Below are 14,906 nucleotides of genomic sequence, written 5' to 3'. Positions count from 1 at the left end.
CAGGTTCAGTCAGCAGTGGAAATGCAAGCGAATAATAAACGCTGACGGGACTTAAGCTTAGCCGGCTCACCCAAGCACGGCAAAAACATTCCAGGAATTCTCTTTACACGGGGATGTTCGACTCCATCGATCACTTCAGAGTGAGTTGGAGCAGAGGCTCGCTGTTCAGGCGGGCCTCTGCTGTTTGGGGCAGTTTGTTGTTGAGGCTGCGAGCTGATGTCGATTTCTTGCAGGCCGTAACTTGGAGTTGAAATCGTATGTCGGTATTTTCCATCATATCTATTTTCGTGACGGTTGCAGCGCTGGCATCATGGGTGAATCATCGCTACATCCGATTACCCGGCACGGTTGGTCTCATGACTATCGGGCTGATCATGTCACTAGCAGTGATCGGACTCGATAAGCTCGGTCTGGATATCGGCGGCTGGGTCGAAAACGTCATGGGCAGCATCGACTTCAGCGAAGCGCTCATGAAAGGGATGCTGAGTTTTCTGCTGTTCGCCGGGGCCATCAAGATCGACCTGGGGGATCTTCTTCAACAGAAATTCGTGGTTTCGATTCTGGCTACCGGCGGTGTGGTTATCACCACTCTCCTGGTTGGAGTGGTGCTGCATTTCGCACTCATGCCGATGGGGCTGGAGTTGCCGTTTGCCTGGTGTTTGGTTTTTGGAGCATTGATCGCACCAACCGATCCGGTGGCGGTACTGTCGATTCTCAAATCGGTCCATGCGCCAAAATCGCTTGAGGTAAAGATCGCCGGTGAATCGCTTTTCAACGACGGTGTCGGCGTGGTGGTATTCATGGTCATGCTGGCGATTGCCGCCTCGACCGAGACGGTGACGGTCGGGTCGGTGGTGATGCTTTTTCTGCATGAAGCGGTCGGCGGTGTTTTATTCGGGATTCTGATCGGATGGATCGCTTTTCACCTGTTGAAAAGTATCGATGATTATGCGGTTGAAGTGTTGATCACTTTGGCTCTGGTTTGCGGCGGATATTCGCTGGCCACCGTGATGGATTTATCGGGACCTATTGCGATTGTCGTGGCCGGTTTACTGATAGGAAACTACGGGCGCCATCTGGCCATGTCCGAAACCACCCGCGACCATTTGGATAAATTCTGGGAACTGGTCGATGAAACTCTCAACGCCGTGCTTTTCATCTGGATAGGACTTGAGATACTCATTCTGCATTTTACCATGAGTTATTTCTGGGCCGGTCTGCTGGCCATCCCGGTCGTACTCGCAGCTCGGCTCATTTCCGTCTGGTTGTCGGTCAGCCTGTTACGTTTCAGACGTCAGTTCACCGAGCGAGCGGTCGGCATTCTTACCTGGGGAGGTCTTCGCGGCGGCATCTCCATTGCCCTGGCGCTTTCACTGGCCGCCGGTCCCGAGCGGGATTTGATCGTATCGATCACGTATGTGGTGGTGGTGTTCTCGATCCTGGTGCAAGGATTGACCATCAAACCCTACGTGCAATCGATCAGTTAAAAGCTGCGTCTATTTCAACCGGGAAAAGCCAGTACGAAAAGATCCCCGGCAAGTTCTCTACCGGCCTCCAGCCGGACGGTTGTTTCAAGACAATCCAACTCCGACAGTCCGAAATCATCGGTCAACTTGCGGATGTATTGGCGACTATGAGCGAAGCGACCCGATGAACGAAGATGAAAATCATCATCGGTTGACTCCAGCTTCTCAGTAGAGAAAGCGAAGATCGCACCCGGCCGGGCAACGGCGGCGATCGACTCAAACAGCGGGCGCAAATCGCCAAGGTAGACCAGCACATCGGCGGCGACGATCAGGTCGAATTTCTCCGACAACCGGTCGTTGACGGTATCGATGTTGCCGGTCAGAAGCTCATGATAGAGATGTTTGCTTTGACATTGCCGAATCATTTTTTCGGATAAATCAATCCCGACAAGCCGTTCCACTAAGTCGGAGAGCCGCTCTCCCATAAGCCCGGTGCCGCAGCCAAGATCGAGGGCTGTTTTATAGTGATGATCGGGGGCGGTTTGATCGATAAGGTGCCGGAGCTGTTCCGGGACGGTATATCGCAAGCGACCTACGAGTTGCTTCTCGAAACCATAGGCGAAGGAGTCGAACAGTTCACGGACATAGTCTTCAGGTGCGGTAGCGCTGTTCTTACCCGTAAGAGCGTTCAGGATGTGACGACCGAAGCCATTATCGGGATCCATCGTAACCGCTTGTTGGTAATGAGCAATAGCCTTATCCGGGTGTCCTTCCTGGATGTAGGTATTGCCAAGTAAACGGTGGTGCCGAGCCTGTTGAGGTTCGATGGTAATTGCTTTTTTTATGCAGGTGCGTGAGTGCTCGAATTCGTGGAGTTTTAGCAACACCTGAGAGAGATTGATAAGGGCAACGCAATTATCGGGATCGATGCTCAAAGCCCGTTCGAAGGCTGCTCGAGCCAGGTTGTTTTCACCAAGAGCCAGATAACAATTGCCCAGGTTGCAATGAGCCTTGGTCAGGTTCGGTTGGAGGTGAATGGCCTTTTGGGTCGATGCTATAGCCTCATCGATTCGTTCCATATCAAATTGGAGAATGCCGAGGTTACAATACGCTTCATGGAAATCCGGACACACGGCGATAGCCCGACGATAGAGCTCTATCGCCTCTTCCGGTCGTTGACTGTTTCTTAACAGATTGGCAAGGTTGTAATGGGCATTGGCATAATTGGGACTGAGTCGAATCGCCTGCCAATAAGCCGCCTCGGCCGAATCATTCTGTCCCACAGCTTGCAGGGCCGTACCGAGGTTGACATGGAATTCAGGACGATCCGGATTGATGGCAATTGCCTGGTCGATTGCTCCCACTGCCGCTTGAGGATCACCGCTCTGGAGTGATGTGACTCCCAGAAGATGCCAGGCGTCAGAGCAATTGGGAGTTTGCTCGATAATGTGGTCGTACAATTCTCGAGCTCGATCCAGATTGCCGTTTCGATGACAAGCCACCGCCTCGCTGAGCAGTTCCTTCGTATCATGAATTGCGGTTGACGAAGACAGTACGGTGGTGTTCTGACCGGATATCATCGAGTTTTCCGGTGAGCCTTTTCTCAACCTAAGGACGTATGCCTGGCCGATAATCCAGTTGTTCGCTTCTTTCCGAAGATTAATCCGGCGATTGGACAATATCGCGAAACCGTGCCGCTCCGCGAGGTTGCCGATATAGGAGTCGCTGTGTGCGATATGCCCTGAAGGTTGCAGCTTGAAACCATCGCCGTCCCAACTCTCCACCGTGAAAGTGAACCACGCTTCGCCGTCGGCATGATCGGCAATCTGAGCGAAAAGCCGATCGAGATTCCCAAGGTAAATCAGGACATCGGCAGCTATGAAAAGATCGTATCGATTGTCGGTAGAGGCGAGATAGGCGATAAGGTCATCTTCGATTACGGAGGTATAGACATTTTTGCGTCGAGCCGTTTCAACCATACGCGGCGACAAATCTACGCCGTCGATGTGATCGGATACGATTCGGAAAGCCGTACCAACCAGCCCGCTGCCGCAGCCCAAATCGAGCACTCGGTGGAACCGATACTCCGGGCTGGTTTGGGTTTCCATGTCATGTCGTAATTCTTCCGGACCGTTGTAAGCGAGCTCGGTAACGAAACGATGCTCGTAACATTCGGCGTAGTTGTCGAATAACTCGCGGATGTAACCGGCCGGGACTTGTTCCGGGGTGTAACCGTTGATTGTGTTCAACAGGTGCAGGGTGGATTCATGATCCGGATGGAGCCGTAAAATTCCACGGCAAACCTGTTCGGCACGCTCGTTCTGATCGGTCGCTCTAAGAGCGCGTGCCAGATTGAAATTCAACGCGGCATGGTCGGGGAATTTCGTGGCTGACTCCTCCAGCAAACTTACGGCATTAGCAACGTCACCACGCTCGATGAGTAATTCCGACAAGTTGTTGAGAGCCGGGATGAAATCCGGGTCTGCTTTGAGAGCCCGTCGATAAGCGTCTTCGGCAGCATCGAGATCACCGCGCCGATGCAGCACGAAGCCGATATTGTAATGTGCTTCAGGTTGATCGGGCGAAGCACCGATAGCCTTGCGATACGATTCGAGAGCCTCCTCCATGCGACCAAGTCGTATCAGAATGTTGCCGGCGTTGTTGAGGGCATTGGTATTATCCGGATTAAGAGTAAGCGGAGAACGAAAAGCTTCCAGGGCCGGTTCGAGTTGGTTCTGTTCCAATCGAAGCTGCCCGAGGCGAAACCAGGCTGCTTCATAGGCCGGTCGCAAATCGGCGGCGGTTTGAAAACAGGCCGTAGCTTCGACTACTTTACCTCGCTGTGCCAGCAAATTACCGAGATTGTAATGGGCTTCGGCAAGGGCCGGGTCATGGTGCACCGCCTCGCGACAGGAGGCCAACGCTTCTTCTATACGGTCCAGGGCAAGCAAGACCGCCGAACGGGTGTTGTGGTAGGCCGCGTTGTCCGGATCGAAGTCAAGGGCGCGATTGACATAGTTTAACGCCAGATCGTGATTGCCTATCTGGTAAGCCATCAGGCTGAGCATGTGCAGGGCGATATGGTTGTTCGGTTGAGCGATGAGGACTTCATTGTAAAGAGGGACTGCTCGTTTCAAGTCGCCGGATCGATGGTATTCAATGGCGTCGTTGAGCATGCCGCTCAGAGCTGCCGGATGGACGGCACTGGTTTGTGATAGGGATTTCTTGTTGTTTCTGCGTTGAGCGCGATTCATAGCGATCCTATTGCCTGGTTCAGACGGCAGCGATGCGATGCGAAACGATGACAACTGCCGGTTATTATTTCCTCTTCACATTATCGGCAATCTGTGCAAAATCTACACAGACAGGGCCGTGTGACAGGCGGGAAGCAATGCGAACAACGTAGACGAATTCGGTCCGACGGTATTGAGCTGCTATGGCTACAGTCGTGTTTTATCAAACGCCGGATCGGATGATTTTATATGTGGCGTTCTTTTAAGATGTCAGGCGAGCAATAGATGAAGGTGAAACGATAGAATCACTATCCAGTATCCGAACCAGCGGGGATATATGACTGATCATGTCCTGCAATGGTATTGCCGGAGTCTATCAATTCCCGGTTGCGTGTTTGGCGGATTGTGCTATATTGGTGTACGACTGTGAATTACGGTTATGAGACAGACCCTTTCAAACATTTTCGAGAACTCTCTCTACAATCAGATCCTTAGTTTTATTCTGACTTTTCTAGCGGCTGGTATGATTCAAGCCTCTGATACGTGGACCGTTCTGTCATCCGGTGGCGGTTACGCTATCGGAACTGGTTTAGGGATGGAATTCAGTGTGGGACAACCGATTGCCGGTCAATTCGGCTCGGACGTTATGCTGGTCAATGGTGGTTTTATTCAGTCGTTTGGTCCCAGTACCTGTTGTATCGGCCAGACAGGGGATTTTGACGGCTCCGGTAGTGATGTCCCTGATATCGCGGATTTGGTCGGATTTGTGGAATGGCTTTTTGCCGCGGGAGCCCCGCCGGTCTGTTATGCTGAGGCCAATATCAACGGTGATCCCGGGGGAATAGCAGATATATCCGATATCGTCAAACTGGTTGACTTTATGTTCTTCTCCGGAGCGGCCCCGGCGGCCTGCCGGTAACATATCTATGATACAAACTTGTCGGGGAGATTCATGGACGTTTGGCACTATTGGCTTTGCGGCTTGGCCGTTTCTTGGTATATTGGCCGGCAGTTGTGGGCTTGCCGGGAGAATACGATAGGACTGCTTTGAAGAAATTTCGCTTTGCTATTCTTCTTATGCTGCTCTGGGGCAGCATGGCGGCCGTAGCGTTTAGTCAATTTGATCGTCGTCCCGATTGGGATCATGAAACGCACATGGTCGGCAAGCTCTGGACGGTTGTAAACAACAACGGCGTCATAGGCAATATCAACAGCTATCCGCTTCCTTACCTGAACAAAATCGGTCCTTCTTTTTATTATCCCCGTTACAGCCGGACTTCTTACGGAGATTATATCGGCCTATGGCTAGGGGGGGTAGTCGGGCGCGATACTCTAGTCAGTACGGTGATCGATGAACTGGGCCAGATGGAGTTCTTTCCCGATGAAGGAACATTCGGTCAGATCGAGGTACAATCGATCGATCCCAGTTCTGATTACTACAATGAATATGCCAGCGCCGAGGAGCAGTTTTCGATTGTCTATACGGACACTTTTCAATATCAGAGCTTTGTCCCGTACAACAGCTATGATGCCCGTAGTCACCGCCCGCTGAATGTTGCTGTAACTCAGACAACCTATGCCTGGTCGCCTTCGTACGCTGAGGATTTTATTATTGTCGATTACGCTCTGTTGAATTTGTCCGACGACACGATTCATTCCTGCTGGGCGGGGATTTATTATCATGGAACAGTCTGGAATCGTGGTGAATTGCCTTATCCTATCCCCGATGACCTCGAGGGATATGTCTACAGCGTCCCATACGAGTATGAAGAGCTGGGTGATGAACTGATCCGAGCTGCCTATGTATTCGATAAGGACGGCAAGGTGGTCCAATTCGACTGGGACTTGATTAACAGTTGTACTCATACTTTCGGGGTAGCACCTTTACACCTGCCCCATGGATGTTTCCGCAATAACTTCAACTGGTGGAACAATCAGTACGGAACGAATTTCAACTGGGGACCACGAAAGGCGGACACTGATTTATACCCGTTCAGATCGTTTTTCGGTGGGCTGGGTATGCCTCTATCCGATCGCAACAAATACTATCTGATGTCCAAGCCGGAACTGGATTACAACGGTATCGAGTCGGCTATCAATCATTCTAACGATGGTTGGCTGCCGCCCAATCGGGCCTCTCAGCGCATTGCCTATGGCCACGAACCACAATATGTGACATCTTTTGGCCCTTTCATCTTGTTACCGCATCAGGGAGACACCATAACTTTCGTGATTTCCATAGGTGAGGGGATTCATACCAATAAGGAAGCTTACGACGAGCTGTTCGATGTTTTCAATCCATATCCGTTCGAGGAGTATCTCAAGCTCGATAACCTGGTCAACAACGTCCGCTGGGCTAAAGTGGTTTATGATAATCCCGGCATAGACACCGACAACGACGGCGATTCCGGAAAAGCCTTTTATTATCTTGATCCGGTGGTCAAGGATACTGTGCGGATTTTCTATGAGGGGGATGGAGTCCCCGACTACCGTGGGGCCACAGCACCGCCGGCGCCCAATGTCCGGATTTCAACCGAGACCGGTAAAATTACCCTTCGCTGGAACGGGATGAACACCGAGAATTTTATCGACCCGATGACCCTTACCAAGGATTTCGAGGGATATCGTGTCTATATTGCCCGGTCCGATATGGAAGAAGAGGCGGTGATGCTGTCGTCGTACGATTCGGAAGATTACAAGCTGTATAAATGGAATGATGCTCGCAAGATCTATGAGGCGATAGGCACGGCTTATACGGTTGATTCCCTGCGAGGTATTTTTGGGGAGGATCTTCAGCCTTTATCTTATTCGTATGGATATCCCCTTGTGTATGATGGGGAACATTATTATTTCGAGAAAATCGATTACAATGTGTCCGATATAACCAATCTCCATGAGATTCATAAAATATATCCCGAGGCAGTACTGGATACCGCCGACCGCGACGAAGAGGGTCGAATTCGCTTTTACGAATGGGAATATGTAATAGATAACCTTTTACCGACGGTACCTTACTGGGTAGCGGTAACGGCCTTCGATTTCGGTCATCCCGGACGTTCACTGGAACCGATGGAATCATCCATAGAGCGATCCTATATCAAGATTTTCGCTCAGAATCAGGGTGAGGGGGTGCTGGACAACGGGAGACTGAATGTGTATGTTTATCCCAACCCGTATCGGATCGATGACGGCTATTATGCGGATGGTTTTGAGAACCGTCTGGATGAGACCGGTCCGGATAAAGCTCGTAATGTATATTTTGCCAATCTGCCGAATAAGTGCACCATTAGTATTTACTCGATAGATGGTGATTTAATCAAGCGGATGGAACACGACGAGCTGGAGACCAGCGGGGTGGGTTCAACCCACCGGTTCGATTTGGTCAGCCGTAATCGCGAAGCAATTGTAACGGGTTTGTATATTTGGGTAGTGGAATCGGACTACGGAACGCAAATGGGGAAGTTAGTCGTTCTTAAATAAGATCCAGGGTCCTGACCACTGTCTTGACGGTGTAAGAATCACCGGCTAATATCGTCGTGTATGTAGGTATGAAGTGCTGCGAAGGACTGCGCAAATGACTCGGTCTGGACGTGGGCGGGTTTTAATATGTCTGGCTTTGGTGATGTTTCTTGCTTGGTCGATTCCTTTGGCCGAGTCTGAAGAGACAATCACCGGTCTTGTACCCATGAAATACGATCCGGCACCGGCTCTGAATCAGACGTCGGTATACCCCGGTGTTACTTACGGGATTCACCGTAATGGTATGCTCTGGACGGTAATCCACAGCAACGGAATCATTGGGGATGTCTATGGGCTACGGCTCGACGACTATAATAAGGTGGCCCCATCTTTTTATTATCCCCGTTACAGTCGCAAACAACACGGTTATACGGCGGCGCTGTGGATCGGCGGAGTAGTTGGTCGCGACACCCTCGTCAGTGTCACACTGGACTCGGAGACGAAACAATATCAATGGATTCTGCCGGTTGAATTCTGGCCCGATGAATATCCTATCGGAGCGATGCAGGTTCGCTCGAATCTCCCCACTTCCTCATATTATGATGAAGACGCCAAAGCTGAAATGGAGTTCGAGGCAACCTATTGTGATACCTTTGAGGGTGTCTGGTGGGTGCCGGATAATGAATATGATCGTCGTCGGCATCGGCCGATGGGTTTGAAGGTAACACAGACCTCATATTCCTGGTCGGCCAATTATGCGGCTGATTTTATCATCGTTAACTATGCTATCGAGAATATCGGTAGTGATACGATCCTGGATGCCTGGGCCGGGATTCAGTATAACGGCTGCAACTTCCATCGCTCCGAAGTTCCCTCTCCGCCTAGTGACGACATCGCCGGGTACATTTATTCCTGGCCGTCTGAATTCGAAGAGGTTGGTGACGAATTAATGCAGGCTATTTATTGCATCGATAATGACGGCAATTCGTTTTCATTGCCGTGGGATTTGATTCGCACCGCCGCTGCTTTTTCGATAGCGCCGCTTCATGCCCCCGGTTTTTGGTCAAGGAACAATTTTAACTGGTGGTGTCATCCCTGGGAAGGTGACATGAATTGGGGGCCGCGTCAATATGGTTCGGTGGAGCACCCCCTTCGCCTGTACCAGGGGGAACTGGGCCAGCCGCGAAGCGACAAGGACAAATATGATATGTTGTCCCGGAGCGAGATCGACTATTGTACCTATGAGATGGCCGTCGACCACAGCCGTTATGGATGGTTGCCGCCGCCCGACAATGCCGGAGTGTATGCCAAGGGACTTTATCCTAAAATGCTGACTTCGTTCGGACCGTTCGATCTGTATCCGGGTGATGGACGAGTCTTGACGGTGGTTCTATCAATCGGTGATGATGTCCATTATAATCGCTCAGCTTTTTATTACACTTTCGATACGCTTAATCCCCAGCCGTTCATGGATCAGCTCGACTGGACCGATCTCATCACCAATATACGATGGGCCAAACTGATTTACGACAACCCCGGGGTTGATACTGATCTCGACGGTGATTCCGGCAGCTATGTGTTGCGCGAGGAGTCTTTCACCGGTGACACTGTAAAAGTTTATTATGAGGGTGACGGTGTGCCGGATTTCAGAGGGGCTCAGGCGCCGCCGCCTCCGGAAGTTCGCGTGATACCGCGTGACGGTGAAATCACTATACGCTGGAACGGTTATTTAACCGAGACCTATTACGATCCACTCTCTTTCGTGCAGGATTTCGAAGGATACCGTGTTTACATCGGACGGTCCGCTTCGGCAACCGATGTCTCCCTGCTGTCGTCGTGGGATGCCGAAGACTTCAACGTTCTTAAATGGGATGAAGTGCGCGATAAATACGTACTGGTTTCGTTGCCTCTGTCACTGGTGGAATTACGAGAGGCCTTCGGTGAAGATTTTAATCCAACCGCCTATACTCGCACTGATCCGTTTAAATACGACGGCTATCTATATTATTTCGAACCGGTCGATTACAATATGTCCGATCTATCCGATCCCGATGGTATCCACAAACTCTATCCTGATGCCGTTCTGGATACCAGTGATGTTGACGAGGAAGGGCGACTGCGATATTACGAGTACGAATTCGTTATCAAGGACTTGCAAACGACCGTCCCCTGGTTCGTGTCGGTGACCGCGTTCGATTTCGGCCACCCGCCCAAATCACTGGATCCGCTGGAATCGAATCCGGAGCTGAACATGGTCGAGGTATTTGCCATTGGCCAGGGTGATGATGCCTACACCGACCTCAAAGCCTTCGTTTATCCGAATCCGTATCGAGTAGATGCCAATTATGCGCAACGGGGTCTCGAAAACCGAGGAGACTACACCTCTACCGAGCGCGCCCGACGGATTTATTTCGCTAATCTGCCGCCCCGCTGTACAATTAAAGTCTTCTCTCTCGATGGTGACCTGATCAAGCAAATCGAGCATGATGAACCGGCATGGTCCGGAACCCGTACAGTCGAGGAATGGGATCTCATTTCACGCAACGTGCAAGCGATTGTCAGTGGGCTTTATTATTGGACGGTGGAGTCGGATTACGGCACCCAGATCGGGAAACTGGTCATCCTCAAATAAATCGTTATAACCGATGTGACTTCGGATAGCCAACTCCCCACGAAAACGAAACGATCATCATTTTACGACGAATAATCGTTCCAATTCCATGGATGGTTTTATGTGATCCATCTTTTCATCGGATTCGCAGGGACTACTTTTTTTGTTGGCGTAGTTAAAGGGGAACAATACCGTAGCAAAGACCGTAAAAGCGGTTATCTGAACGAACCTGGAACGTGGGGTCAATATATTGCAAAAATTGCTATCGGTAATCTTGTGGTTGGTCCTCTTGTTGTTTTCCGGACGCACCGCCGCTACTGTTTTATCCGGACAGGTTACGGACTTGGAAACCGGAGAACCGATCGTGGCTGCTACCGTTCGCATTGAAGGCACCGGTTATGCCATGCCCACCAACGATCAGGGGGAGTTCCGTCTTCGCCTGCCGGAGGGAACCTATCGCATCAAGGTCAGCCATATCACTCATTATTCGGAGCGGACCGAGGTAGTTCTGACGGACTCCGCTCAGGTGATTGATTTCAGCCTGAGGCCTTCGTTGATCGAAATCTCCGGCATCAGAGTTTTCGACAAAGCCTACGATCCGGCTCAGCAGATTATTGTGGAGGCCATTAAACGCAAGGGAGACATTCTTCGCCGGATTCAGAAATTTTCTTGTGATGCCTACACCAAGGTTGTTTTCCGCGATGTCGAGAAAGACGACTCCTGCAACGTTATTTTAATCGCCGAGTCACAGGTCGATTGTACCTGGGAGTACCCGGATAAGTACAACGAAGTGATTGTCGCCCGTAAACAGACAGCCAACATCGGTCCGGAGGGGAATCTTCTGTCGGTCGGTGAAATCCTGAATTTCAACGAGAACCGCATAGAAATCGGCACGAACGAGATCGTTTCTCCAACCGCTGAAGATGCCCTCGATTATTATAATTATTACCTTCTGGACACCCTCATGTTCGATAATCGACGGGTGTTCCACATTGAAATCGAGCCCAAAAATCCCAACGATCGGCTTTTCGTCGGGACTGTTGACATTGTCGATTCCACTTTCTCCGTGGTGGGGGTGGACGTCGGTATGTCCAAAGGGGTAGAGTTGACGTACGTGCACGACGTGCGTTATACGCAGGTCTTTGCCGAGTTCGAGGGGGAATACTGGTTGCCGATTGAGATTGGACTATCGGGTGAATTAAATCTTCCCATTCCCGGAATTCCGAAGCTTTCGTTCGATTATAAAGCGGCGTTGCATGAGTACGATCTTCATCCGGAGATAATTCGGGGTTTGTTCGATTTCGCTATCGAGGTAGCCGAGACAGCCGATGATGTCGATTCCATAACCTGGGCTGACGGACAAATGGTACCGTTAACTCCGCTCGAAGATCGCGGTTATCGTTATCAGGACTCTCTTGCCAGTGCTCCGAAACCGATCGGTAAGACGCTCCTTCGAACAACACTGGCTCTTACGGCGTCGGCTTTAATCAACAAGGATCTGTTTCGTTTCAACCGGGTCGAGGGGGCTTATGTCGGTCTCCCTTTGGGTTATTATTTCAAACCGTTAAAGACGGATTTATCAATGACCGGAGGGTACTCTTTTGGCTTGGAGAAATGGCAGTTCCGGTCCGTGATTTCCAATCGGTTCGGGCGAAGTCATCCCGTCCGTTTTTGGGCAACATACCTCAACCAGGTAGTCGGACGACAAAGCCTGATCACTACCGAGCACTACAACCCGACCTTCGTGGCTCTTATGCTCGAGGCTGACCCGTTTGATTATTTTGGTGAGGAAGGTTTTCGGATCGGTGCTTCGATGCGTGTTTTCAAGCCGATCACCCTCGGTGCGGGCTATAACCATGTTCGCCAATACAGCCTTGATAAAACTGAAGACTACAGTGTTTTCGGTGATGAACCGGCGCGACATAATCCGGTTATAGCCGATGGCCACTTGCGGTCGTTTGATGCTTTCGTGGAGTATGACTCCCGACCGATTATGAAGTTAAAGCGGCGAGAAGCGCGACTCGACCAGATCCCGCGTACTTATGCCCGGATCGAGGCCGAATATGCTTCTCCCGATTTGATCGACAATGATTTCGATTTCGTCCGCTATGAGGCCTCTTTCATGCATTCCCGCACGCTGTTAGGTCTGGGAATCACTCGGCTCTATCTGGCCGGAGGTCTTTCAGATCGTTCGCTTCCTCCGCAGAAATACTTCACGGTCGATTTTAACGATATCATGTTCTCGAACCGGCTTCATCTGAACACCCTCGACTATAACAATTTCGTCGGCAGCCGGATGGGACTGATCGCCCTGCAGCATGATTTCGGGAATGTTCCTTTTCGGAAAAGTGGCATTCCCGGTTTCAAGCGGTTGCCGTTTTCACTTTCCGTTTATGCCGGAGCGTTCTGGAGCGATCTTGAGAACAATCCTGTCCAGCCGGGAGATGACCTGGTGCTGACCGCTCCCAAAGCCTACACCGAGGTTGGTTTCTCGATCGGTCGTATCCCTCCGCTCGGCTTGAAAATGCTGTTAACCTGGCAGCTTTCGGACTACAATACTGCCGATTTCAACATTGGTTTCGATCTGGATTTGTTTGGTGACTAAGCGGCTGATCCTGGTTTCTATTTATTTCTCTAAGGTTAGGACTTGCTCGTATACATGGGTTGACTATCTTTGAGCCATGAACCTCATGCCGTCAAGCCGTAACCTCATTGCCGTGCCGCTCTGGCCGGCTTCGGACAATGCCCGCCATTGTCTCTGGGGTGTGCTTCTTCTATCTCCGCTTGTGTTGATTGTCGGTGATTTTCTTCCAATGGCAGCCTGCGCTTACATTGGGGGATTGCTGTTGGTGTTTCTTCTCGTTAATCCGAGATATAGTTATGCCCTGCATTTATTCGCTATTTCAATCTATGCTGCTGTTCAGGTAGGTCCTTTTGCAGTGTTGCCTTCAGATGCTCTCTTTATGGTGTCGTTTATTGCTGTAATACTGGACTATCTTCTTAGAGGAGAAACCGAGATTGACCGGACCAGTTTCGATTTTCCGCTTCTATCGTTGATGTTTTTTACATACCTCTCCATCTTGGGAGCCCGGAGTTTTTCGATGAGTCTCACGCCGGCAGTACGGATACTCACTATCTATATGGCATTTCGGGTTGGATATCGCATATCGGTCCAGGTTGGTCCCCGACGGGTGCTGCTTTGGTATCTCGGTCTGGTTACGGTACTGGCAGCGATCAACTGTGTTGAATTCGTAAGGTTCGCTGGGCAGAAAAGAATTTGGGGAATAGCCTGGTTGTCTTTTGAAGCAATGTCAATGACCGCATTGCCCATGGCGGCCACCTGGATGGTTTGGTCTGACTCTGCCAGACAGAAGATTTATTCCGGTTTGGCTTGTTTTATCATCGGTCTCGGGATATTTGCAACTCAGTCACGGGCGCCTATGCTGGCAGTGGCAATAGCTGTTCCGGTTCTGTTATTTGTTGCAATCCGAAAGGAGCGTCTTGAAGGACCGGGAAGAGGAATTGTCCGCACAGTTAAAATGTTGGTGCCGCTAGTAGCCGTCATAGGGATATTCACGATTTATCAGCAATCACTCTTCGCGGGTGCGTTGGGACGGGTAAAGGAATTTGTGAATTCTTTGACGATCGATCCCGAGGGGACGGTTGCATTGCGGATTGTTCTGTGGACTACAGCAATAAAGGCATTTATAGCTCATCCGCTTATGGGAATAGGCATTGGTAATTTTCGTATAGTTGATCAAGTGATTACCGAAGTGCGCATGAATCCGGTTTGGTATTATATTCGCGGTATGTCGACACACAACGTCATCTTACAATATCTTGCGGAGACGGGTATATTCGGTGGTGCTTCACTCCTGTGGTTGGCCTGGCGCGGCATGAGTCGGAGCTATCGGGATTTTTTCAGAGCTTCGGGACGTGACTCGATCCAGTTGTCGGCAGCTCTTTTTATCGGACTATTTGTCTATGCCGTGACAATTCTCTATATGCGCTCCTGGACCTGGGGGCAGGATGGATATATCATGGCAATGCTATTCGGTCTTTCGGCCGCCTGGCATAAACGTTCCTCTTCAACTGAATCCTTTACCTAAACGGAAATCACATCCAATAAAAAACCGC

General features: G+C 50.6%; 7 protein-coding genes. 6 read left to right on the top strand and 1 reads right to left on the bottom strand.

Annotation, left to right across the window (positions count from 1 at the left end; genetic code table 11):
• Window positions 1-257: 257 nt before the first annotated feature.
• Window positions 258-1,487: a sodium:proton antiporter gene (locus PLF13_01295; GenBank protein ID HOP05903.1), complete on the top strand. Its 1,230-nt coding sequence runs from the start codon at window positions 258-260 to the stop codon at window positions 1,485-1,487.
• A 14-nt stretch (window positions 1,488-1,501) separates the two neighbouring features.
• Here the strand turns inward: PLF13_01295 and PLF13_01290 are convergent, their stop codons facing one another.
• Entirely contained in the window at window positions 1,502-4,720 is a 3,219-nt protein-coding gene (locus PLF13_01290; GenBank protein HOP05902.1) for a tetratricopeptide repeat protein, read from the bottom strand.
• Window positions 4,721-5,138: 418 nt separating this feature from the next.
• Here PLF13_01290 and PLF13_01285 point away from each other — a divergent pair, with 418 nt between their 5' ends.
• The 5 genes from PLF13_01285 (at window position 5,139) to PLF13_01265 (ending at window position 14,878) form a co-directional block, all read left to right on the top strand.
• Window positions 5,139-5,618 (top strand): hypothetical protein, encoded by a 480-nt coding sequence (locus tag PLF13_01285; GenBank protein HOP05901.1) that lies wholly within the window; start codon window positions 5,139-5,141, stop codon window positions 5,616-5,618.
• A 128-nt stretch (window positions 5,619-5,746) separates the two neighbouring features.
• A complete protein-coding gene (locus PLF13_01280) occupies window positions 5,747-8,179 on the top strand; it encodes a hypothetical protein (GenBank protein ID HOP05900.1) in 2,433 nt (810 codons plus the stop codon).
• A gap of 94 nt (window positions 8,180-8,273) precedes the next feature.
• Complete coding sequence (locus PLF13_01275; protein ID HOP05899.1) at window positions 8,274-10,790, top strand: hypothetical protein; 2,517 nt, start codon at window positions 8,274-8,276, stop codon at window positions 10,788-10,790.
• 271 nt (window positions 10,791-11,061) lie between these two features.
• Complete coding sequence (locus PLF13_01270; protein HOP05898.1) at window positions 11,062-13,374, top strand: DUF5686 family protein; 2,313 nt, start codon at window positions 11,062-11,064, stop codon at window positions 13,372-13,374.
• 85 nt (window positions 13,375-13,459) lie between these two features.
• Entirely contained in the window at window positions 13,460-14,878 is a 1,419-nt protein-coding gene (locus PLF13_01265) for an O-antigen ligase family protein (protein HOP05897.1), read from the top strand.
• Window positions 14,879-14,906 lie beyond the last annotated feature (28 nt).

This window comes from Candidatus Zixiibacteriota bacterium (assembly GCA_035380245.1).
In the GTDB taxonomy this organism is placed as follows: domain Bacteria; phylum Zixibacteria; class MSB-5A5; order GN15; family FEB-12; genus DAOSXA01.
Note: the sequence above shows the minus strand (reverse complement) of the source record. Positions and strands in the feature narration are given on the sequence as shown.